This window comes from Bradyrhizobium sp. S3.7.6 (assembly GCF_054061875.1).
On the sequence record NZ_JBSSEQ010000001.1, the window covers coordinates 2,265,242 to 2,288,438 of the forward strand.

Consider the following 23,197-nt stretch of genomic DNA (forward strand, 5'->3'; position numbering starts at 1 on the left):
ATGGTGCGCGGGTTGGCCGCCGTGCTGCTGGTTCTCGTCTCGGCGCGCCTCGCTGCGGCCGAGGAGAAGCGGCTTCCCGTGCCGGCCGTGTCGATCCGCGCCGGCGAGCTGATCCGGGACGACATGATCACGGAACGCGCCTTCGCGCCGAACGTGCTCGGCGTTGCCATGTTCATCGAAGGACGCCAGATCCTGGTCGGACGCATGGCACGGCGCGCGCTGCTGCCGGGCCAGCCGATTCCGACCAATTCGGTGGAAGATCCCTGGACGATTGCCCGCGGCGCCATGGTCAAGGTCGTGGTGGAAGACAGCGGCCTGTCGATCGTCACCTACGGCGCGGCGATGCAGTCGGGCGCGACCGGCGCGCTCATCCCGGTACGAAACACCGACACCGGCGTGATCATCAGAGGCGTCGTCCAGCCGGACGGCACCGTCAAGGTCGTGGATGGATCATGACCAGATTCTTGCTTGCGCTCGTCCTGCTCGTTTCCGCCGCCAGCGCCCAGGCGGCCGTCCGCATCAAGGACATCGCGGACATCAAGGGATTGCGCGAAAACCAGATCGTCGGTTACGGCCTCGTCATCGGCCTGAACGGCACCGGCGACACGCTCCGCAACGCTCCGTTCACGGAGCAGTCCCTGCAATCGATGCTCGAGAACATGGGCATCAACGTCAGGAACGAGACCACGAGCACCAACAATCCCCCGCGTCCGACGACGCTGCGCACACGCAACGTCGCAGCCGTTATGGTGACCGCGGATTTGGCGCCCTCGATCGGAGCGGGCGAGCGCATGGACGTGACCGTATCGTCGCTCGGCGATGCGACCTCGCTGCTCGGCGGCACGCTGGTGATGACGTCGCTGCGGGCGGCGGACGGCGCGGTCTATGCGGTGGCGCAAGGCGCGGTTACGGTCGCCGGTTACAGTGTGGGAGGGCAGGCGCAGAACGTCAGTCAGGGCACGCCGACGGCGGGCCGCATCCCGAACGGTGCGCTGGTCGAGCGCGAGGTGCAGGGAAGCCTCCACGAGATGGAGTTCCTGGTGCTGGAGCTCAAGAACCCTGATTTCGTCACCGCGACACGCATTCTCGACGCCATCAACGGTTACGCCGGTGGCCGCTACCGCGCGCAGATCGCCTTCGAGCGCGACTACCGCACCATCGTGCTGTCGAAGCCGCGCCATATCGGCCCCGTCCGCTTCCTCGCCGAAATCGGCGAGCTGACTGTCGAGCCGGACACGCCGGCGCGCGTGGTGATCAACGAGCGGACCGGTACGGTGGTGATCGGGCGCGACGTGCGCATATCGACCGTCGCCGTGACGCATGGCAACCTGACGGTTCGTGTCACCGAGCTTCCCGTGGTGTCGCAGCCGGCGCCGTTCTCGCGAGGGCAGACGGTGGTCGTTCCCCAGACCGTGGTCGAGGCCAACGAGGCCGGATCGCAGGTGGCGATCCTGAGCGGCGTCGACCTCCAGCGCCTGGTGCGCGGGCTGAACCAGATCGGCCTGAAGCCGTCGGGCATCATCGCGATCCTTCAGGCGATCAAAACGGCCGGCGCACTCCAGGCCGACGTCATCGTGCAATGATGCACAAGCGTCGTGCAAGCTTGGTCGCTCAATGCTCAGGTCTCGACCGAGAATCGCACGCGGCCCGATGCTGAAGCTGGATCACAAAGCCAAACTCCTCCTCCTGGTCGCGGCCTGCGCGTTCGGATGCGCTTCGCCCGTTCTGGCGCTGGATGAGGCCAAGCCGTCGAAGCCGCTCAACCTGCTGTCCTTCGCACGTGCCCGCGCGCCTGGTCCGCAGAAGCCGTCGGCCCCGTCGATACCGGGCGACAATGCGTCGTTCCGGGCGACGGCGTGGGCCGCCGAAGATTCCGGACCTGCGATCACGGGGGCCGTGCCGGCTCCCGAGAAGCCTGCGCCGGCACCCGCAGTCGCGCCCGTGCGCCCGGCCAAGCCGGGCAGCGTCACGGCGCCGCCGAAGCCCGCACCGGCACAGGCTGCGGTACCTGCGGACAATGAGGTCGCCCTGTTCTGCAGCAATGTCGCCGACCCCGCCGTTGATGCGCGGCTGGCCTGGCAGCTCAGGGAACTGGAGAAGGCCGAGACCCAGCTCCGGGAGCGGATCGCCGAGGTCGAGGCCAAGCGCGCCGAATACGAGAAGTGGATGGCGCTGCGTGACGACTTCCTGAAGAAGGCCGAAGCGAGCGTCGTCGAGATCTATTCGCGCATGAAGCCGGATGCCGCGGCGACCCAGATCGCCGGGATGGCGGACGAGACCGCCGCCGCCGTGCTTGCAAAACTCAGTCCGAGGAGCTCGAGCGCGATCTTCAACGAGATGGAGACGGCACGCGCGGCGCACCTTGCCGATCTGCTCGGCGGAATGCGTCGCGTGGATGACGGAAAGACCAAATAGATGAAGAATCTGATCCTCATCCTGCCGCTCCTGATGCTGACCGGGTGCATCGGCGATCCCGCGGAAGTGCTGACCGGTCCGCGACTGTCGCCGGTCGGCACCGGCCTGAGGACACAGGCCGATCCGATTCCGGTGACGCCCCGCATGCGTACGCCCGTCAGCTATCGCTCGACCTGGGACGACGGCACGGATCTCTATCGCGATCCCCGTGCCCGGCGCACCGGCGACGTCGTGACCGTCATCATCTCGATGCAGGACAAGGCCAAGCTCGACAACAAGACTGATCGTTCGCGCGATTCGCAAATCAAGTTCGGGCTGGATTGGCTGATGGACGTCGCCGGATGGCAGGACAAGGGCTCGACCAGCGCCAATCTGAACACCAACACCCAGATCAAGGGGAACGGTCAGATCGATCGTACCGAAGACATCAAGCTGTCGATTGCCGCCATCGTCACCGACGTGTTGCCCAACGGCAATATGATGATCAGCGGCTCGCAGGAGTTCAAGGTCAATACCGAGATGCGCGTGCTCAACGTCGGCGGCATCGTGCGTCCGCGCGATATCTCGCGCACCAACACGATCTCCTACGAGAAGATCGCCGAGGCACGCGTGGCCTATGGCGGTCGCGGAAATCTGTCTGACGTGCAGCAGCCTGGATGGGGACATCGGATCTATGACGCCGTGGCACCATTCTGAGAATCGCGCCGACCGCGCCGCGCCGCGAGGGCAGGGGACGTGATGCGCCTGATTGCGGCCATTGTGGTGCTGACCCTGATCGCGATCGGTGCGGGCGCGGTTGCCGGCCTGCAGCTGTTCGCGGCCGCGGAGCGCGTCGCCGACGCAAAGAAGACCGCCACGCCGCCGCCCCTTGCCACGAGCTACGCCGGCAGTGCACGGCTGAGAAAGCTGTCCCCGATCGTGACCAATCTCGCCGCGCCGGCCAACAACTGGGCCCGTGTCGAAGCCTCCATGGTGACCGATAGCATGAGCGACGAGGATGCCGGCATCCTGGCCGCCCATATCAGCGAGGACATCGTGACCTATCTGCGGTCGGCATCGGTTGGCCAGTTCGAGGGATCGCGCGGGCTTCAGCATCTGCGCGACGACCTGACGGAGCGCGCCAATATCCGCTCGTCGGGCAAGATCCGCGAATTGATCATTGAGACCCTGGTGATTCAGTGAGAGTGAGAGTCCTGCTGCTCGCGTTGGTTCTGGTCGTGCTGCCCGAGGTGGCGCTGGCCCAGATTCCGGACCTCAACTCGCTGCTGCCGCCGGGCAACGGCTCCACCAGCGGCCGCATCATCCAGCTGATGGCGGTGATCACGGTGATGTCGGTGGCGCCGGGACTGCTGATCATGGTGACGAGCTTCACGCGATTTGCGGTGGCGCTGTCGTTCCTGCGCTCCGGTCTCGGCCTTCAGACCACGCCGGCCAATCTGGTGCTGATCAGCCTCGCACTGTTCATGACCTTCTACGTGATGGCGCCGACCTTCGACCGCGCCTGGGAAACCGGCGTCCAGCCGCTGATGAAGAACGAGATCTCGGAGGAGGAAGCCTATCTGAAGATCACCGATCCGTTCCGCGAGTTCATGCTGGCCCATGTCCGCGACAAGGATCTCCAGACCTTCGAGGCACTCGCCGCGGAGAGCTTCCGCAAGAAATTCGACGACAAGCGCATCGACATGCGCGTCATCATTCCGGCCTTCATGATCTCCGAGCTCAGGCGCTCGTTCGAGATCGGATTCCTCATCATCCTGCCGTTCCTCGTCATCGACATGATCGTGGCGACGCTGACCATGTCGATGGGCATGATGATGATGCCGCCGACGATCATCGCGCTGCCGTTCAAGATGCTGTTCTTCGTGTTGATCGACGGCTGGAACCTGCTGGCCTCCGGACTGGTGCGGTCGTTCTCGTAGCGACCGCGATCGCCGGCCGGTTATGGTTAGCGAAAAGTGCCGGTCTATGGTTAGCAGAGGGTAATGTTAACTATATGATATTACAGCGAAATTCAAGCCGATCTTAATCTCGGCGCAAGATTCGACGTGCTAGCAATGCGGCACGGCGGGTTGGACCCCACCCACATCAGTCCAAAGGCATGATGCCGCCCCTCCGTACCGGTGAAAGCCCGGTATGTCCCCTCGTGAAAATGTAACGCGTACATCAAAGGGACATTCGCAATGTCAAGCCTGCTTACGAACTCGACCGCCATGACCGCGCTCCAGACCCTGCGGTCTGTCAGCTCGCAACTCTCCACCACGCAGAACCGGATCTCGACCGGCCAGCGCGTGGCCACTGCTTCCGACAACGCTGCCTACTGGTCGATCGCGACGTCGATGCGCGCCGACAACGCCGCGCTCTCCGCCGTCTCCGACTCGCTCGGTCTGTCGGCTGCGACGGTCGACACCGAATATACCGCTCTGACCACGGTTATCGGCAACAAGGACTCCGGCCTGACCAAGCTGCAGGCGCTGCTGGTCGAAGCCAAGACCGCTGGTATCGACCGCACCAAGATCCAGGCGGACGTCACCCAGATCCAGCAGCAGATGAAGGCGACAGCCAGTGCGGCGACCTTCAACGGCGTGAACTGGCTGAGCACGACCGCCACCACCCCGGCGACCGTGAACCTGGTGTCGTCGTTCTCCCGCGTCGGCAGCACGCCGACCACGGGCTCGATCACCCTGACCACCGCCAACTACTCGCTCTACACCGCGACCCAGGGCGGCTTCCTGGACAAGGTGAGCGGCGCGGCGTCGATCGACACGCTCAGCATCTCCGCGCTGACCGACTCCGCGGCTGACCAGACCACGCTCGACGGCTATATCACGCAGGTCACCGCTGCGATCAACTCGGTGGCTTCGGCCGCCGCCGACCTCGGCGCCGTCAAGACCCGTATCTCGACCAACACGGACTTCGTGAAGTCGCTGATGGACTCGGTTGATCGCGGTATCGGCCAGCTCGTCGACGCCGACATGAACCAGGAGTCCACCCGCCTGGCGGCCCTCCAGGTCCAGCAGCAGCTCGGCGTGCAGGCGCTCTCGATCGCCAACAACAGCAGCCAGAGCATCCTGTCGCTGTTCCGCTAAGCCTTAGACCATCTGGGGAGGGCCGCGCTTCTCGCGAAGCGCGGCCCTTTCGTTTGGTGTGTTGCCGCGCGCACGCCGCAAATTCGGCTGCCCTGTTGCAGTCCGGGCACAGAGCCACAAGCCTCGCACAAGCTTCGCGCGCTATCGTCGCCGCTACGACAGGTTGGGCCTGCTTTTTCGCCGCCCAAAGGCATGACGCCGCCCTGTCGTACCGGTGCAAGCCCGGTATGTCCCCAAAAACAGTTCAATCTTCAAAGGGACATCAAAAATGGGTTCAAGTCTGCTCACCAACTCGTCTGCAATGACTGCGCTGCAGACCCTCCGCAATGTCAGCTCGCAGCTCGCGACCACGCAGAACCGGATCTCGACCGGCCAGCGCGTGGCCACTGCTTCCGACAACGCTGCCTACTGGTCGATCGCGACGTCGATGCGCGCCGACAACGCCGCGCTCTCCGCCGTCTCCGACTCGCTCGGTCTGTCGGCTGCGACCGTCGACACCGAATACACCGCTCTGACCGCGGTTGTCGGCGACAAGACCGGCGGCCTGACCAAGCTCCAGGCGCTGCTGGTCGAAGCCAAGACTGCTGGTATCGACCGCACCAAGATCCAGGCCGACATCACCCAGATCCAGCAGCAGATGAAGGGTACCGCCAATGCGGCGACCTTCAACGGCGTGAACTGGCTGAGCACGACCGCGACCACGCCGGCGACCTTCAACCTGGTGTCGTCGTTCTCGCGCGTCGGCGGCACGCCGACGATCGGATCCATCACCCTGACGATCGCCAACTACTCGCTCTACACCGCGACCCAGGGCGGCATCCTGGACAAGGTGAGCGGCGCTGCATCGATCGACACGATCAGCATCGCGGCGCTGACCGACTCGACGGCTGACATGACCACGCTCGATGGCTACATCGCGCAGGTCACGGCCGGGATCAACTCGGTGGCCTCGGCCGCCGCCGACCTCGGCGCCGTCAAGAACCGCATCTCGACCAACACGGAATTCGTCAAGACCCTGATGGACTCGGTGGACCGCGGTGTTGGTCAGCTCGTCGACGCCGACATGAATGCGGAATCGACCCGCCTTCAGGCCCTGCAGACCCAGCAGCAGCTCGGCGTTCAGGCGCTCTCGATCGCCAACCAGAACAGCCAGAGCATCCTGTCGCTGTTCCGCGGCTAAGCCTCAAAACCATCCGGGAAGGCCGCGCTTCTCGCGAAGCGCGGCCTTTTTATTTGGCGTACGCTCGTCACGCGTCGTGACCTCCTGGCTCACCGTGTTGCGGTCCAGCCACGTCGCCACAAGCCTCGCACAAACTTCGCGCGCTATCGTCGCCGCTACGACAGGTTGGGCCCGCTCTTCGGCCGCCCAAAGGCATGATGCCGCCCCGCCGTACCGGTGCAAGCCCGGTATGTCCCCAAAATCAATTCAATCCGTTTCAAAGGGACGTCAAGAATGGCCTCGAGCCTGCTTACCAACTCCGCTGCAATGACCGCGCTCCAGACACTCCGGAGCGTCAGCTCGCAGCTCGCGACCACGCAGAACCGGATCTCGACCGGCCAGCGCGTGGCCACCGCTTCCGACAACGCCGCCTACTGGTCGATCGCGACGTCGATGCGCGCCGACAACGCCGCGCTCTCCGCCGTCTCCGACTCGCTCGGTCTGTCGGCTGCGACCGTCGACACCGAATACACCGCTCTGACCGCGGTTGTCGGCGACAAGACCGGCGGCCTGACCAAGCTGCAGGCGCTGCTGGTCGAAGCCAAGACCGCTGGTATCGACCGCACCAAGATCCAGGCCGACATCACCCAGATCCAGCAGCAGATGAAGGGTACCGCCGATGCGGCAACCTTCAACGGCGTGAACTGGCTGAGCACGACCGCCGCCACTCCGGCGACCTTCAACCTGGTGTCGTCGTTCTCGCGCGTCGGCGGCACGCCGACGATCGGGTCCATCACCCTGACGATTGCCAACTACTCGCTCTATACCGCGACCCAGACCGGTATCCTGGACAAGGTGAGCGGCCCGGCGTCGGTCAACACGATCAACATCTCCGCGCTGACCGACTCGACGGCTGACCAGACCACGCTCGATGGCTACATCACGCAGCTCACCACTGCGATCAACTCGGTGTCCTCGGCCGCCGCCGACCTCGGCGCCGTCAAGAACCGCATCTCGACCAACACGGAGTTCGTCAAGACCCTGATGGACTCGGTGGATCGCGGTGTCGGTCAGCTCGTCGACGCCGACATGAATGCGGAATCGACCCGCCTCCAGGCCCTTCAGACCCAGCAGCAGCTCGGCGTTCAGGCGCTCTCGATCGCCAACCAGAACAGCCAGAGCATCCTGTCGCTGTTCAAGTAAGCTTCGGCTTTGGAAACAACCGTGCTCCCCCGGGAGCACGGTCCCTGCCATGACCGGCGGGTGTGGCGGCACAAGATGTGCCCGTAATGGAAGTTCTTCCGACGCCAGACGTCATGCAACACGCCGCAGCCGATTGCGCTGCCATGCGCTCGTGCGCCTGCTTGTTGCTGCTGAGTTGATCGCGTCGTCCAGGATTCTTGTAAAATTGCAACGCCTCGCCCGCGAACCGACACATTCGTCTCCTTGCGCAACCTTCAGACAAGGTTGGCAGCGGAGTGTCCCATACGTTCGCATTGGTACGAGGTCACATGCTGCTCAGTCGTGCGCAGGTACAGCAACTGCTCAACAATCTGCTGGAGCTTGGGCCGCGGCGCCTGATGGCCTTGGGACTGATCGGCTTTGCCGTTCTCGTCACCGTCGTCGGCGGCGCCTATTATCTGAGCCGGCCTGAGTTCGAAACGCTCTATACAGGCCTGAATCGCGAAGACGTGACGCGCATCGGCGCCGCGCTGCGCGAGCAGAATATCACATTCGACGTCAATACGGCCGGCGACGCCATCTCGGTGCGCCCGAGCCAGACCATGCAGGCGCGGATGCTGCTTGCCGAGAAGGGGCTGCCGACCAGCGCCAATTCCGGCTACGAGCTGTTCGACAAGATCGGCTCGCTCGGCCTTACCTCGTTCATGCAGGAGGTCACCAAGCTCCGGGCGCTCGAAGGCGAGATCGCGCGCACCGTGCAGTTGATGAAGGGCGTCAAGGCGGCGCGGGTGCATATCGTGATGCCGGTGCGCGGCTCGTTCCGGGCGACGCAGCAGCCGCCTTCGGCGTCGGTCGTACTGCGCACCGACGGCGCGATCGAGGCGCGCACGGCGCAGTCGATCCGCCACCTCGTCGCGGCGGCCATTCCCGGCATGAGCCGCGACAAGGTGACGGTGCTGGATGCCGATGGTTCGATGCTGCTCGCCGAAGAGGACGAAGCCAGCGCGGCCCCGACCAAGATGGCGAGCCTCCAGAAGACGGTCGGCGGGATGGTGCAGGAGAACATCCGCAAGGCGTTGACGCCATATCTCGGTCTGGACAATTTCGAGGTGAGCGTCGCGCCGCAGCTCTCCACCGACAAGCGGCAGACCAACGAGACGGTCTACGACCCGGAGAGCCGCGCCGAGCGTTCGGTCCGGAACGTGCGCGAGAAGGAATCGTCGCAGAATGCGGACCGTTCGACGCCGACCACGGTGCAGCAGAACCTGCCGGACCAGCAGGTGAATAGCGGCGGCACGAAGAATTCCAGCGAGGACAAGACCCGCCGCGAGGACGTCACCAATTTCGAGGTGTCGTCCAAGACAACGACGACGGTGAGCGACGGCTATTTGGTCAAGAAGCTCTTCATCGCCGTGCTGGTCAACCGCGCGCGGCTTGTCGCCGATCTCGGCGACAAGAGCAATCAGGCGATCGTCGACAGCAAGCTCGCCGAGATCAGCCAGCTCGCGGCGACGGCAGGCGGACTGGACAAGCAGCGCGGCGACCAGATCCAGGTGACGGCCGTCGACTTCATCGAAGGCTCGCGCGAACTGGCGCCGGTGCCGCCGATCAGCTTCGTCGAGATGATCAACAAGCAGCTCGGCAGCGTCATCAACGCGGTCACCATCCTGGCCGTTGCCTCGATGCTGGTCTGGTTCGGCCTTCGCCCCGCGGTCAACGGCATTCTGACGCATCGCGCAGCGCAGGAGCAGACCGAGGCGGCCGAGGCCGCCGAGCTTGAAGCTGCAACAGCCCTTGCACTGGCCGACAGTCAGGACCCCGAGCTCAACCTCGTCGAGGATCTCGAAGGCAAGATGCAGCGGACGCCGCAGAAGCGGCTGGAGCAGATCGTCCGGCTCGATCAGATGCAGGCGGCAGCAATCCTTAAAGACTGGATGCGACGCGAGGAGGCAGCATGAACGCGGCTATCGGAAAACTCCTGACGCAGTTCGACGCGAATGGGCGGGCCAAGTCTCCGCCGCCGCCTCCGCCCCCCAAGATCCAGGATGTGCTGACAAGGCCGATGGAGGTGCGGCGCGAGCCTCAGCCTCAGCCGCCGCGTCAGGTCCAATCGCAGCCGCAGCTTCAATCGCCGCTTCCGGCGCCCGAGGCGGAAGCTCCGTCGGCCAATCTTCTCGAAGATGCCTATCGTCGCGGTCACGCCGCCGGTGTCGCGGAAGGCGATGCTAGGGTCGCCGAGGAGCGCGTTCGCAGCGCGATCCGGCTCGGCGAGGAGCGGGCCAAATGGTCCGACCAGCAGGCGGCCACGATCGTGGGCGGCTTCGAGACGGCCTGCCGCGAGATCGAAACCAACATCGCAAGCTCGGTTGCGCGGATATTGCTGCCTTTCCTCGCCGATGCCGTCCGTGACAAGGCGATCGGATCGCTGGTCGAGCAGATCGCAGCGCTGACCGGCAATTCGCCGGTGCCGGTGTTCAAGATCACCGGCCCGGGCGAATTGCTCGATCTGGTGCGCTCGCAGCTCCAGACGGCCCGGCGAACCGGGATTGAATACGAAGCCGCCGAGACTTTCGAGGTCCGCGTTGTCGCCGACCAGACCGTGATCGAGACGCAGATTGCGGCGTGGAGCGAACGTCTGAACGAGGCGCGCCGGTAGTCTGCCATGGAAGAAGTCAAGCACGAGCTGGTGATCATCCGCAGGCGCAGCGCCTTCGCCGAGGAGGCGCATCACGGTGGCGTCTGGAAGATCGCGTATGCGGACTTCATGACCGCGATGATGGCGTTCTTTCTGGTCATGTGGCTGCTCAATGCGCTCAACCAGGACCAGAAGCAGGTGGTCGCGAGCTATTTCAACCCGATCAAGCTCGCGGAGAACGCACCCGCCCCGAAGGGCCTCAAGGATCTCAGCAAGAAGGAGCCGACGCAGTTCGAAGGCCAGGACGGCAAGCGTCAGCCGGCCGGGCCGAACGAAGAACGTCGCGGAGACTCGCCGACGGCGGAGAAGCCTGCCTCCTTCGAAGAGAAGGTTCTGTTCCGCGATCCCTATGCGACGCTTGCCGAGATCGCCAACAGCGCGAACCAGGCCTCGGGCCAGCGCCGTGCCGGCGCGCTGACCTCCGCCGAAGAGGACGGCCTCAAGGGCGGCGATGCCTACCGCGATCCCTTCGATCCCGGCTATTGGAAGTTGACGCCGCAGACGTCCAAGGATGCGGATCACTTCGTCGACAGCGAGCCAAAGCCGAACGCGTCCGCGCGCGACAACGCGTCCGCGACAGGTCAGGGCGAGCCGCAGGCGCAACGTGCCAAGCAGGACGATGCCGGCGGAAGCGTGGCGCCGAACGCGGACGCGTCGTCCGCAAGCCTGTCGCCCCTGCTGCCGCCGGGGCCTGCGCCTTCGCAGGCTCAACGCGATGGCAGTGCCCAGGCAAATGCGCCGCAACCGGGCGCCCAGGCTGGCGCTCAAGCCAATGCCGCCGCGCAGCCACGCCCCGGCGATCAAGCAAAGAATTCCGAATCGCGCGATGTGGCACAGACCCAGCAGCCGACCGTCAAGCAGCTTCAGTCTGCTATTGCGGATGCGCTGTCGGACATCAAGGCCGGTGCGGGCCCGGTTGCCGAGGTGCGTCAGGTCGAGGAGGGCCTTCTGATCAGCCTGACCGACGATGCGAGCTTCGGGATGTTCGCGGTCGGCTCGGCCGAGCCGCGGCCTGAGCTGATCCGCGTGATCGACAAGATCGGGCCGCTGCTGACGAAGCGCCAGGGCATGATCATCGTCCGCGGCCACACCGACAATCGGCCTTACAAGTCCGAGAATTACGACAATTGGCGGCTGTCGACCGCGCGCGCGCAGATGGCTTACTACATGCTGGTTCGGTCCGGCGTCGATGCGCAGCGGATCGAGCATGTCGAAGGCTACGCCGATCGGCGGCCGAAACTGACGAACGATCCTGCTGCCGCCCAGAACCGCCGGATCGAGATCCTGATCCGGGAGAAGCGCCCTTGATCAGGCCGCTCCTGCGCGCCGCGCTGCTGCTGCCGTTCACGACGGTATGCGCGTTTGCCGATCCGGCACCGTCCCCGGCACCAACCTCGGGCGAGCCCTATGAGCTCGTGCGCACCTTGCAGGCGGTGCAGGATGGCATTGCCCGCGGCGACACCGCGGCGCATGGCAGCCACATCGCGCTGACCCGGCAGGTCGGTGAAAAGTTCCTCGCCGCCGATCCGAGCGTGTGGAGCAACGCGCAGAACGGCCAGGCCGTCATCATCTATTTGCTCAGCGGCGGCGGGCCGCAGGTCGTCCGAAAGCTGCCGCGCGACAAGCTGAACGTCGACGAGCGGCTATTCAATGGTGCGCTGGCCTATGTCGAAGGCCGCCAGGACGAAGCGCGCGAACTGCTCAAGGACGTCAAGCCGCGCACGTTGCCAACGGGCCTGGGCGGACAGGTCGCGCTGGTCCAGGGCGCGCTGTTCGCGCGCGCCGAGGCATCGCTCGCGATCGAGCGTCTGGACGACGCGCGACTGCTGTTGCCGGGCACGCTGGTGGAGGAGGCGGCGCTGCGGCGCGAGATCCTGCTGGTCGGGCAGGCCGAGGATTTCGACAAGTTCGAGTTCCTGACGCTCGCCTATATCCGCCATTACCGCAACTCGGTCTATGCCGGGGACTTCTGGCAGCGCTTCGCCTCCGGCCTGACGCAATCGAGCATTGCTCTGGACGAGCGCCGGTTTGCGCGGATCGTCACTCTGCTGGAGCAGATCGACCGCGCGAGCCGCCTCAAGCTTTATCTCGTGATCGCGCGCACCGCGATGGTGCATGGACGGCTGGCGGTGACCCGGCTTGCAGGCGAGCGTGCGCTGACGCTCAGCGCCGACGCGTCGGAGGATCGCGAGCGCGCGCATTTCTTCCGCGGCGTCTCGCGGGCGCTCACTGACGAGTATGACGGCGGTGTCGCCGAGTTGAAGGCCCTCGACCGCTCGAAGTTGCCCGAGCGCGACGTTCCGTTGCTGAATGCGACGTTGCAGCTCGCACTCGATGTCCGCAAGCCGTTCGCGGGCGGATCCACCGCCGCCGCCGACAAGCCTCCGGTCACGCCGGCGCGTCTCGATCTCGCCGCGTCGACCGAGACGCTTGCGCGCGCGCGGAAGCAGCTCGGCGAACTCGAACGCCTTACCAGGGATCGCCCATGACGAAGCTCAGTGGAACCTCCGGACAGGTCTTTTCGGGTCTCGCCGAAAGCCTCAACGTGCGCGGCGCATCGCGCTCGGGAAAATCCGCCGGAACGAAATCGCCGGCAGATTCGTCGTTCAACGATCTGCTGCACACCGTCTCGAATCTCGCGAAGCGGGCGCTCAACGACGAGGGCGGCAACACGAGCGCGAAGGCCGGATCGCTGCGCACGCACCTCGCGCGCCCGGCCGACAAGGACAAGACGGTGCGGGAACGCACCGAGGCGGATGACGAGCCCGAATCCATTCGCAAATCGTCCGACGAGAAAACTGAAAAATCGCCGGAGACGCAAACTCCGGTCGACCACAGCGCGAAGACCGATGTTTCGGCCCGATCCAGCATTCCGGTGGTCGTCGAACAGCAGTTCGCCGCCGTGCCGGCCGCGAAGCCGCAACTGCAATCGCCGGCGGCCGACAAGAAGGACGCGCCTGCGCGCGACGAGCGCTCTGCCACGACGAAGCGTGAGGTCCAGGGCATGGCGAAGGTCACCTCTGCCGAGCCCGCGCCGCCCGCTGCCGCTTCAACGGGCACGCGCTCGCAGGCCGCGCCTTCGCAGGCGGCGGCAGCCGCGCAGCAAGGCAGCGATGCGTCCTCGAAGCCAATGCCCGCGACGCAAGGCTTCGAGGCCGTCACGGCCAATGTCGAACGCGCCGTCAAAGCCTCGGCGCGGGACGCATTGCCCGAAGCGACCAAGGTCACCGTGGTCCAGCAGGAGACCCATCTGCCGCCGGCGCAGTTCAGCGCTCCGCAGCAGATCGCCAACGCAGTCGTCGCCGAGCTGAAGGAGTCGCCGGCTCCGACGGCGTCCACCGCCCCCGATCTCGCGACGTCGCGGACCAATGCGCCTGAGCCGCTGAAGATCCTGACGATCAATCTCGAACCGCCGGCACTCGGCAACGTCACGGTACGCCTTCGCCTCGTCGGCTCGGAGGTTTCCGTTCACCTCGCGGCCGCGCGCAAGGACACCAGCCTGATGCTGGATCAGCAGCGCGAGTCGATCCGCGATCTCATGCAGTCGGCGGGCTATGTCGCCGACGTCGCGCCCGTGCAGCACGGCTCGCTGGACGGATTCCAGAGCGGCTCCGGCCAGCCGCAGCCGCAGCTCTCCGGCCAGCAACAGCCATCGTCGCAGTCGCAAGGCACGTTCGGCGGCGCCGGCACGTCGTCCGGGCAATCGGACGGCGGTGCGAAGCAGGCCCGGCAGGAGCGCCAGTCCAACGAGGAGACGCGTCATGACCAGGACGTGGGGCCGCATATTCGCCGCGGCCCTGTTTATCTGTAGCGCGGGCGCCGCGGCAGCGGCGACCAACAACGCGCGCCCGTGCGAGCGCGAGATGGCGCGCGCGTCCCAGCAGCATGGGATCCCGCTCGGCATTCTCTATGCGGTCGGCCTCACCGAGACCGGACGGCGCGGTTCGCTCCACCCTTACGCGCTCGGCGCCGACGGCCAGACCGTGTTCGCCAAGGACATGAACGACGCGATCGCGAATTTCGAGACGATGCGCAGCAAGGGCATCAAGCTGATCGACCTCGGCTGCATGCAGATCAACCATTATTATCACGGCGACAAGTTCACGTCGGTGCGCGCGATGTTCGATCCCGCGAAGAACGTCGAATACGCCGCACGCTTCCTGAAAGAGCTGAAGCAGCGCGAGGGCAGCTGGACCATGGCGGTCGCGCGCTACAACGCAGGCCCCAACAATCAGCCCGCGCAGAAGCGCTACGTCTGTCACATCGTCGCGCATCTCGTCTCCAGCGGCTTCGGCGCGTGGACCGACAAGGCGCGCTCGTTCTGTCAGCCGAAGACAACGTGACCGCTACAACCTGAAAGTTGTGCACGGATCCTAATCATCAGCTCCGCGCAAGCAAGAACTCGCATTGTAGATACAACCTGACAAAGGAGCCTACTTCATGAGCCTGTATGGTGTTATGCGCACCGGCGTTTCCGGAATGAGCGCGCAGTCCAACAAGCTGTCGACGGTTTCGGACAACATCGCGAACGTCAACACGACCGGTTACAAGCGGGCTTCGACGGAATTCTCGTCACTGATCCTGAAGAGCGGCTCGGGCAATTACGACTCCGGCGCCGTCGAGACGACGGTTCGCTACGCCATCAGCGACGCGGGACACACGCAGTTCACCACGTCGACCACGGACCTCGCCGTGCAGGGCAACGGCTTCTTCGTGGTGTCGAACGCCGCCAACACGCAGCAATATCTGACGCGCGCCGGCTCGTTCGTGCCGGACGCCCAGGGCAATCTGGTCAACGCGGCCGGCTACTACCTCCTGGGCCAGCCTGGTAAGGTGACCAATTTCTCGCAGAACAGCCTGTCCGGCATGCAGATCGTCAACATTGCCCAGGTTTCGCAAGTGCCTGTGCCGTCGACGGCGGGAACGCTCACGACCGGCAATCTGGATCCGAAAGCGGCTGTGATCGCCGGTCCGCCCGGGCCGGCGTCATATTCGTCGAAGAGCTCGATCGTGGCCTACAACAATATCGGCCAGGCCGTTACGCTCGACGTCTACATGTCCCACACGGCGACGGCCGCCGGCTCTGACACCTGGCAGCTTCAGGCTTACAACTCCGCGACAGGTGCGTCGGTCGGTGCCGCCACCACTTTCACCTTCGATACGACCGCAGCCGGCAAAGGCACGCTGGCCGCGGCGAGCCCGACGACTCTCGCCCTCACCGTTCCCGGCGGTGCGGCGATGAGCCTGGACCTGTCGAACATGACGCAGGTCGGAACCGACTTCAGCTTCAAGGCGACTGTCAATGGCAGCGTTCCATCGGCCATCGACAAAGTCGATGTCGACGATTCGGGCTTCGTGACGGCGATCCTCAAGAACGGTCAGCAGCTGACGCTCTACACCATCATGCTCGCCGACGTCGCGAGCCCCGACAACCTGACGCCGGAGCCCGGCAACGTCTATTCGACCAACATGAATTCCGGCAACGCGCAGGCCGGGAATGCCGGTACCGGCGGTCTCGGCACTGTCCAGTCGGGCGCGCTGGAGGACTCCAACGTCGACCTCGCGGACGAACTCACCGGGATGATCGAGGCGCAGCGCGGCTTCACTGCGAATTCGAAATCGTTCCAGACCGGCGCCGATCTTCTCGACGTCGTCGTCAACCTGAAGCGCTGAATCCTCAAGCGCTCATTCCGGGCAAGAGCAAATCATGTCCCTTACCGCCGCTCTCGACTCCGCTCGTGCGTCCCTCATGGCGTCGGGTATCCAGTCGTCGACGATCTCGCGCAACATAGCCGGTGCCAGCGCCGCCGGCTATTCGCGCAAGATCGCCGTGCTGGACAATCTCCCTGGGGCCGGCGTCTATGTGGCGGCGATCCAGCGCGCCGCGAGCTCGGGTCTCTATAATAACGTCCTGATCGCGACGTCTGGGTCCGCCAAGCAGAATGCGATCCTGGACGGTCTTCAGAAGATATCGGCCTCGACTGTAGACGATCCCGAGCTTGGGCAGTCGCCGGCCGCCCAGCTCAACAAGCTGAAGCAGGCGCTCCAGCAATATGCCAACGCCCCGGACAACACCACGCTGGCGCAGGCGGCGGTCACGTCCGCCAAGGACATGGCGACCGCGCTCAACCAGGCCACCAAGACCGTGCAGACGGTGCGCCAGGGAGCGGACGCCGACATGGCGACTTCGGTCGGGAATATCAATCAGCTCCTGACCCAGTTCGATAAGGTCAACACCGCGATCGTGAAGGGGACGATCGCCGGTGACGACGTCACCGATTATCTCGACCAGCGCGACAACATTATCTCGAAGATGTCGCAGGAGGTCGGCGTCTCGATGACGCTGCGCGCCAACGGCGACGCGGCGCTCTACGCCGACAGCGGCGTCGTGCTGTTCGACAAGACGGCGCGCTCGGTCAGCTTCGCGGCGACCAACATCTATACGCCCGGGACCACCGGAAATGCTGTCTATATCGACGGTGTCCCGGTCACCGGCGCCAATTCCGTGATGCCGATCAAGACCGGCAAGCTCGCTGGCCTCGCCCAATTGCGCGACAACGCCACGGTCACGTATCAGAGCCAGCTCGACGAGGTCGCACGCGGCCTTGTCGAATCCTTCAAGGAGGTCGACCAGTCCGGCGCCGCGCTGCCCGACCGGCCCGGCCTCTTCACCTATCCCGGCTCACCCGCGATGCCCGCAAGCGCGACCGTCTCGGTCGGCCTGGCCGGCTCGATCAGCGTTGCCGCGTCGGTCGACCCGGCCCAGGGCGGCAATCCCAACCTGCTGCGTGATGGCGCGATCAGCGGCAACGTCGCCTACAGATACAACACCACCGGCAATGCCGGCTACTCGACCAGGCTGCAGCAGCTGATCGGCAACATGGATGCGTCGCAGCCGTTCGATGCAACCACGCAAGGCAAGCCGAGCGGCAGCTTGATCGACTTCGCGGCGTCGTCGACGAGCTGGATCGAAAACCAGCGCAAGGCCGCGGACGACAACGCCACCTATCAGAACACGCTACTCGACCGCAGCTCCGCAGCGCTGTCGAACGTCAGCGGCGTCAACATGGACGACGAGATGTCCTTGATGCTTCAGGTCGAACGTACCTATTCGGCGTCGTCGAAGATCATCTCGACCGTCGACCAAATGTTGCAGAGCCTGCTGGCCGCCGTGGGGAATTAAGTCATGATGAGCGCCAACTACATCTCGACCCTGATGCTGTCTTCGTCGTTGAGGTCCTCGATCACGAACAATCAGGCCGCGCTGACCAAGGCCTCGAAGGAAGCCACCACCGGCCGCTTCGCCGATGTCGGCCTCGAGCTTGGTGCCACGACGGGAAGCGACGTCACCCTGCGGGCGGACCTGAGCTTCGCCGATCAGCTCGTCGATACCAACGGGCTCGTCTCGGGGCGCCTGGACACGACGCAGAACCGGATCACCCAGCTGGGCGCAACCGCAACCTCTTTCCTCAAGGACCTGATCGCGGCCCGCAGCACCGACGGCGGCGGGCGGATCATCCTGCCGCCTGCGTCCGCCAACCTCCAGGATCTGATCGGCGCGCTGAACGTCTCCTATAATGGCTCGTATCTCTTCTCGGGGGTCAACACGCAGAACACGCCGATCACGGCTTACACTGCGGGTTCGGCCAGCAAGAACCAGGTCGATGCCGATTTCCTTGCGACCTTCGGCTTCTCGCAATCCTCGGCCAGCGTGAGCACCATTACCCCGGCCCAAATGCAGACCTTCCTCAACACCACCTTCGATGCCGAGTTCGCGAGCCCGGCCTGGAACACCAATTGGTCAACGGCCACCGACCAGACCATGCAAAGCCGTATCTCCACGACCGAGATCGCCGATACGTCCGTTAGCGCCAACCAGATCGGCTTCCGTAGGCTCGCCGAGGCCTACACCATGATGGCGGATCTTGGGAACGCGAACCTGAGCCAGGACACGTTCCAGGTCGTCGTGGACAAGGCCATCGGCCTCGTCGGTAACGCCATCACGGACCTCGCTACGCTCGGCGGCGGCGTCGGCACGGTCCAGCAGCGGGTCACCGGCGCCACCGAAAAGCTCAAGACGCAGCAGGACATTCTGAACAATCAGATCGTCAAGATGGAGGCCGTCGACCCGACGGAGGCCTCGGTCCGGGTCAACACCCTGCAGACCCAGATCAAGACGGCGCTGTCGCTGACGTCGCAGCTCCAGCAGATCAGCCTGATCAACTATCTCTGAGCCGGGGTCTGTAACTTTGTCTTGTTGTTCGGTCTCCTGCGCAGAGTGGTTCTGATGACGTTTGAAGCCTATGAAGCGGTCGTCGATGATAGCGCCTCTGAGGCGCGGGGCCGCGAGCGGCAGGCGCTCAGTCTCGGCATCGACCGGCTCGAGCGGGTCCAGGGCGGGCGCTTCAGCTTCGAAGATCTGGTCGAGAGTCTGCTCTACGTGCGGCGGCTGTGGACGATCTTCATCGAGGATCTCGCCCATCCGGAGAACGCACTCCCGGAAAAGTTGCGCGCCGACATCATCTCGATCGGCCTGTGGGTCGTCAAGGAAGCCGATCGGCTTCGCGAGGAGAAGTCGAACGACGTGATGCAGCTCATCGAAATCAACCGCCTGATCCGAGACGCGCTCTGATGAAAATATCCTTGCGGGCGGGTGAGCGGATCTACGTCAACGGCGCAGTGCTGCGCGTGGACCGCAAGGTCTCCGTCGAGCTCGTCAACGACGTGATGTTCCTGCTCGAAGGGCAGGTCATGCAGGCTTCCGACGCCACTACGGCGATGCGGCAGCTCTATTTCATCGTCCAGCTCATGCTGATGAACCCGACGGATATCGGCGCCGCAGTCGCGCTCTACGGGGAGCATCACGCGGCCCTGCTCGCGGTTTGCGAGAGCCGTGAGATGCTCGACGGGCTCGCCACGATCCACGAGCTGGTCCGCACGACCCGATATTTCGAGGCGCTCAAGCGGATCCGGGGACTGTTCCCGGTAGAGGACGCAATCCTGGCCGGCCTGGCCGGCGTCGCCACCGAGATCCCATTCGAGGCTGCCTGACAGCGGAGAGGCTACATGAACGTCAACAGCGCGACCGACAGCACCAGCAAGTCCAATGCGACCGATTCCACGAAGAACACGGCGAGCAACACCGTCGACTACAATACCTTTCTTCAGCTCCTCGTCGCCGAGATGAAGAACCAGGATCCCACCAATCCGATGGATACCTCGCAGTACATGAGCCAGTTCGCCCAGCTCTCGACGGTCGAGCAGGCCATGCAGACCAACTCGAAGCTCGATGCGCTGCTGTCGTCGCAGTCGCTGTCGCAGGCCAACGGGCTGATCGGAAAGACCGTCAGCTTCACCGACGCGACCGGCGCGACCTTCAGCGGCAAGGTCGTTTCGATCTCCATCAACAACGATGGCTCCATCGCAACCCTCGAGAACGGCACGAAGGTCGCGGTCGGGCCCGGCCTTACGATCAGCCAGTCATGAACGAGCGGGACGCCCTCGACATCGTCCAGGCGGCGATCTGGACCATCATCGTCGCCTCCGGCCCCGCCGTCGGCGCCGCGATGCTCGTCGGCACCGCCATTGCGCTGATCCAGGCGCTGACCCAGGTCCAGGAGGTGACGCTGACCTTCGTGCCGAAGATCATCGTCATCCTCCTGGTCGTTGCCGTCTCCGGCTCCTTCATCGGCGCCCATCTCTCCACCTTCACCGAGATGGTCTATTCGCGGATCGAGCACGGCTTCTGATCCGCGCGAGCCCGGCCACCACCCTCGCGTAAGCTTTGCACGGCAGATTGCGGGGCGGACCCTCTGCCGGTGACCCATGGCCGATACATTAGCTGCTAGCCTGCCGACCCCGCGACGATTGGGGGCCGACGCCTTTTTCGCGGGCGGTATCGTGGCCATGCTCACGATCCTGTTCCTGCCCATACCGCCGATCCTGATCGACCTCGGCCTCGCCTTCTCGATCGCGCTGTCCGCGCTGATCCTGATGGTCGCGCTGTGGATCCAGCGGCCGCTCGATTTCTCCGCTTTCCCGACCGTGCTGCTGATCGCGACGATCCTGCGGCTGGCACTCAACGTTGCGACCACCCGTCTGATCCTGTCGCGGGGCGGGGAGGGCGAACAAGCCGCGGGTCACGTCGTTGCCGGCTTCTCGAAGTTCGTCATGGGCGGCGACTTCGTCATCGGTCTGATCATCTTCGCGATCCTGGTGACGGTGAATTTCGTCGTGATCACGAAGGGCGCAACGCGTATCGCCGAAGTCGGTGCCCGCTTCACCCTGGACGCCATCCCGGGCAAGCAGATGGCGATCGACGCCGACCTCTCCGCGGGCCTCATCGATGACAAGGAGGCCCAGCGCCGGCGCCGCGAGCTCGAGGAGGAAAGCGCGTTCTTCGGCGCAATGGACGGTGCTTCGAAATTCGTCCGCGGCGACGCAATCGCCGGCCTGATCATCACGGCGATCAACATCTTCGGCGGCATCATCATCGGCGTGACGCATCACGGGCTGACGCTGTCGCGCGCCGCCGACGTCTACACCAAACTCTCCGTCGGCGACGGTCTGGTAACGCAGATGCCGGCACTGATCGTGTCGCTGTCGGCGGGCCTCCTGGTCTCCAAGGGCGGCACCAGGGGGTCGGCCGAGCAGGCCGTGCTGAGGCAGCTCGGTGGCTACCCGCGCGCGGTGTCGGCGGCGTCGTTGATGATGTTCGTGCTCGCCTTGATGCCTGGGCTGCCGATGGCACCCTTCGTGCTGCTCGGCGGTGCCATGGCCTTTGTCGGCTACTCGCTGCCGCGGCGGCAGGCGGCGCGGGAGAAGAAAGAGCATGCGCGCAAGGCCGACGAGCGCGCCCAGGCCGATGCCAAGGAATCCGTCAAGGAATCGCTCAAGACCGCAGAGATCGAGGTGTCGCTCGGCGGCCATCTGTCGGTCCATCTGCTGGGCGCGCGCACCGAGCTTGGGCACCGGGTCAGCAAGCTCCGCAAGAAGTTTGCCAAGCAATACGGCTTCGTCATTCCGGAGATCAAGCTCAGCGACAATCTGTCGATCGATCCCAAGGGATACCAGATCCGGATCCACGACACGCGTATCGCCCATGGCGAGCTGCGGCTCGGCGAGGTGCTGGTGCTCGTCGACAAGGACGGTAAGCCCGACGTGCCCGGCGAAGAGGTGATCGAACCCGCTTTCGGCATGAAGGCGCTGTGGGTGACGGAGGCGTTCACCGACGAGGTCAAGCGTCAGGGCTGCAAGCCCGTCGACAACCTGTCGGTGCTGCTCACGCACTTGAGCGAAGTGCTCAGGGCAAATCTCGCACAGCTGCTATCCTACAAGGACATGCGCGGCCTGCTCGACCGTCTCGATCCCGAATACAAGCGCCTGGTCGAGGATCTCTGCCCGTCGCAGATCTCCTATTCGGGCCTGCTGGCGATCCTGAAGATCCTGCTGGCCGAGCGCGTGTCGATCCGCAATCTCCATTTGATCCTTGAGGCCATTGCCGAGATCGCACCCCATGTGCGGCGCTCCGAGCAGGTCGCGGAGCATGTGCGGACCCGACTTGCCCAGCAGATCTGCGGCGACCTTTCCGACAACGGTGTGCTGAACGTCGTCCGCCTTGGCAATCGCTGGGACCTGGCGTTCCACCAGAGCCTGAAGCGCGACGCCAAGGGCGAAGTCTTCGAATTCGACGCCGATCCTCGCCTGATCGAGCAGTTCGCAACCGAAGCCAGCGCCGCGATCCGAAAATTCACCGAGAACGGCACCAGCGTGGTTCTGGCGGTCACCCCGGAAGCCCGCCCCTATGTCCGGATGATCCTGGAGCGGGTGTTCCCGACCTTGCCGGTCCTGTCGCATGTCGAGGTCGCGCGCAGCGCCGAGATCAGGGCGCTGGGAGCCATATCGTGATCAGCGGCCTCGCCGACAGCGTGCTGGTCACGTTCATCGTGTTCTGCCGCATCGGCGCCTGCCTGATGCTCGTGCCCGGCTATTCCAGCGTCAACGTTCCGGCCCAGGTTCGCCTGTTCGTCGCGCTCGTCACGACGTTTGCGCTGACGCCGATCCTGATCTCGGTCCTGAAACCTCTCACCGACAACGCCGCGCCGCTGACGCTTGCGCTCCTGATCTGCTCCGAGCTCGTGGTCGGCAGCGTCATCGGGCTCGGCGGGCGCGTGTTCTTCCTCGCGCTGCAGACCATGGCGACCGTGATGGCGGGCGCGATCGGGCTGAGCAACATCCCGGGAACGCCGGTCGGCGACACCGATCCGGCGCCGGCCCTGGTCCCGCTGATCATGGCAGCCGTCACCACGCTGTTCTTCATGACCGATCAGCACTGGCAGGTCCTGCGCGGGCTGATGAACTCCTACGACGTCTGGCAGCCCGGCAACAGGATCGGCGGCAGCATGGCGCTCGAACAGCTCGTCAGCCGCCTGTCCGAGGCGTTCGTGCTGACGCTGCGGATCACGAGCCCCTTCATCGTCTATTCGGTCATCGTCAACCTCGCGGTCGGCCTGATCAACAAGCTGACGCCGGCAATTCCGGTCTATTTCATCTCGGTGCCCTTCGTGCTGTTCGGCGGCTTCCTGCTGCTCTACCTCACGAGCGACGAGCTCTTGACGCAATTCATGCTTGGCGTCTCGTCGTGGCTGGCGGAGTGATGGT

24 protein-coding genes are annotated in these 23,197 nt (G+C 64.7%); all 24 read left to right on the top strand.

The window, feature by feature from the left end:
• The 24 genes from flgA to fliR all read left to right on the top strand — a co-directional run bounded on the left by flgA (nt 1) and on the right by fliR (nt 23,193).
• Entirely contained in the window at nt 1-456 is a 456-nt protein-coding gene (gene flgA / locus ACVJ5M_RS10765; protein ID WP_063986113.1) for a flagellar basal body P-ring formation chaperone FlgA, read from the top strand.
• The gene (gene flgI / locus ACVJ5M_RS10770; RefSeq protein WP_135216095.1) at nt 453-1,583 is read left to right on the top strand and encodes a flagellar basal body P-ring protein FlgI; all 1,131 of its coding nucleotides are present in this window, start codon (nt 453-455) and stop codon (nt 1,581-1,583) included. Before flgA ends, flgI begins: the two co-directional genes overlap by 4 nt.
• Nucleotides 1,584-1,650: 67 nt before the next feature.
• Entirely contained in the window at nt 1,651-2,415 is a 765-nt protein-coding gene (locus ACVJ5M_RS10775; protein WP_231143358.1) for a MotE family protein, read from the top strand.
• A complete protein-coding gene (gene flgH, locus ACVJ5M_RS10780; protein WP_028153467.1) occupies nt 2,416-3,111 on the top strand; it encodes a flagellar basal body L-ring protein FlgH in 696 nt (231 codons plus the stop codon). It begins immediately after the preceding gene.
• Between the two features lie 42 nt (nt 3,112-3,153).
• Nucleotides 3,154-3,597, top strand: coding sequence for a flagellar basal body-associated FliL family protein (locus ACVJ5M_RS10785; protein ID WP_354097153.1), 444 nt, complete (start codon nt 3,154-3,156; stop codon nt 3,595-3,597).
• Entirely contained in the window at nt 3,594-4,334 is a 741-nt protein-coding gene (gene fliP / locus ACVJ5M_RS10790; RefSeq protein WP_071909955.1) for a flagellar type III secretion system pore protein FliP, read from the top strand. The genes ACVJ5M_RS10785 and fliP overlap by 4 nt, the downstream gene beginning before the upstream one ends.
• Before the next feature lie 261 nt (nt 4,335-4,595).
• Nucleotides 4,596-5,501: a flagellin N-terminal helical domain-containing protein gene (locus ACVJ5M_RS10795; protein WP_231143357.1), complete on the top strand. Its 906-nt coding sequence runs from the start codon at nt 4,596-4,598 to the stop codon at nt 5,499-5,501.
• Nucleotides 5,502-5,769: 268 nt separating this feature from the next.
• Entirely contained in the window at nt 5,770-6,681 is a 912-nt protein-coding gene (locus ACVJ5M_RS10800) for a flagellin N-terminal helical domain-containing protein (RefSeq protein WP_063981303.1), read from the top strand.
• A 273-nt stretch (nt 6,682-6,954) separates the two neighbouring features.
• Nucleotides 6,955-7,863, top strand: a complete 909-nt coding sequence (locus ACVJ5M_RS10805; RefSeq protein WP_063981304.1) for a flagellin N-terminal helical domain-containing protein — start codon at nt 6,955-6,957, stop codon at nt 7,861-7,863.
• Between the two features lie 308 nt (nt 7,864-8,171).
• Nucleotides 8,172-9,800: a flagellar basal-body MS-ring/collar protein FliF gene (gene fliF / locus ACVJ5M_RS10810; protein WP_063981305.1), complete on the top strand. Its 1,629-nt coding sequence runs from the start codon at nt 8,172-8,174 to the stop codon at nt 9,798-9,800.
• Entirely contained in the window at nt 9,797-10,498 is a 702-nt protein-coding gene (locus ACVJ5M_RS10815) for a hypothetical protein (protein ID WP_354097155.1), read from the top strand. Before fliF ends, ACVJ5M_RS10815 begins: the two co-directional genes overlap by 4 nt.
• Before the next feature lie 6 nt (nt 10,499-10,504).
• On the top strand, nt 10,505-11,845 hold the full coding sequence (locus tag ACVJ5M_RS10820) for a MotB family protein (RefSeq protein ID WP_231143355.1): 1,341 nt from the start codon (nt 10,505-10,507) through the stop codon (nt 11,843-11,845).
• The gene (locus ACVJ5M_RS10825; protein WP_231143354.1) at nt 11,842-13,026 is read left to right on the top strand and encodes a chemotaxis protein; all 1,185 of its coding nucleotides are present in this window, start codon (nt 11,842-11,844) and stop codon (nt 13,024-13,026) included. Before ACVJ5M_RS10820 ends, ACVJ5M_RS10825 begins: the two co-directional genes overlap by 4 nt.
• Complete coding sequence (fliK, locus tag ACVJ5M_RS10830) at nt 13,023-14,348, top strand: flagellar hook-length control protein FliK (protein WP_231143353.1); 1,326 nt, start codon at nt 13,023-13,025, stop codon at nt 14,346-14,348. The genes ACVJ5M_RS10825 and fliK overlap by 4 nt, the downstream gene beginning before the upstream one ends.
• Nucleotides 14,299-14,880 (top strand): transglycosylase SLT domain-containing protein, encoded by a 582-nt coding sequence (locus tag ACVJ5M_RS10835; RefSeq protein WP_231143352.1) that lies wholly within the window; start codon nt 14,299-14,301, stop codon nt 14,878-14,880. The genes fliK and ACVJ5M_RS10835 overlap by 50 nt, the downstream gene beginning before the upstream one ends.
• Before the next feature lie 97 nt (nt 14,881-14,977).
• Nucleotides 14,978-16,210 carry a flagellar hook protein FlgE gene (locus ACVJ5M_RS10840; protein WP_063981311.1) on the top strand — a complete coding sequence of 411 codons (1,233 nt, stop codon included), beginning with the start codon at nt 14,978-14,980 and terminating at the stop codon, nt 16,208-16,210.
• A 34-nt stretch (nt 16,211-16,244) separates the two neighbouring features.
• Complete coding sequence (gene flgK, locus ACVJ5M_RS10845) at nt 16,245-17,720, top strand: flagellar hook-associated protein FlgK (protein ID WP_063981312.1); 1,476 nt, start codon at nt 16,245-16,247, stop codon at nt 17,718-17,720.
• 3 nt (nt 17,721-17,723) lie between these two features.
• The gene (locus ACVJ5M_RS10850; RefSeq protein WP_231143350.1) at nt 17,724-18,770 is read left to right on the top strand and encodes a flagellar hook-associated family protein; all 1,047 of its coding nucleotides are present in this window, start codon (nt 17,724-17,726) and stop codon (nt 18,768-18,770) included.
• A gap of 54 nt (nt 18,771-18,824) precedes the next feature.
• A complete protein-coding gene (gene flaF, locus ACVJ5M_RS10855) occupies nt 18,825-19,169 on the top strand; it encodes a flagellar biosynthesis regulator FlaF (protein ID WP_208069782.1) in 345 nt (114 codons plus the stop codon).
• On the top strand, nt 19,169-19,588 hold the full coding sequence (gene flbT, locus ACVJ5M_RS10860; RefSeq protein WP_063981315.1) for a flagellar biosynthesis repressor FlbT: 420 nt from the start codon (nt 19,169-19,171) through the stop codon (nt 19,586-19,588). The genes flaF and flbT overlap by 1 nt, the downstream gene beginning before the upstream one ends.
• 15 nt (nt 19,589-19,603) lie before the next feature.
• Complete coding sequence (gene flgD / locus ACVJ5M_RS10865) at nt 19,604-20,023, top strand: flagellar hook assembly protein FlgD (protein WP_063981316.1); 420 nt, start codon at nt 19,604-19,606, stop codon at nt 20,021-20,023.
• Entirely contained in the window at nt 20,020-20,286 is a 267-nt protein-coding gene (gene fliQ / locus ACVJ5M_RS10870; RefSeq protein WP_014492683.1) for a flagellar biosynthesis protein FliQ, read from the top strand. Before flgD ends, fliQ begins: the two co-directional genes overlap by 4 nt.
• Nucleotides 20,287-20,362: 76 nt before the next feature.
• A complete protein-coding gene (gene flhA, locus ACVJ5M_RS10875) occupies nt 20,363-22,444 on the top strand; it encodes a flagellar biosynthesis protein FlhA (RefSeq protein WP_071909981.1) in 2,082 nt (693 codons plus the stop codon).
• Nucleotides 22,441-23,193 carry a flagellar biosynthesis protein FliR gene (gene fliR, locus ACVJ5M_RS10880; protein WP_063981318.1) on the top strand — a complete coding sequence of 251 codons (753 nt, stop codon included), beginning with the start codon at nt 22,441-22,443 and terminating at the stop codon, nt 23,191-23,193. The genes flhA and fliR overlap by 4 nt, the downstream gene beginning before the upstream one ends.
• The last annotated feature ends 4 nt before the right edge of the window (nt 23,194-23,197 follow it).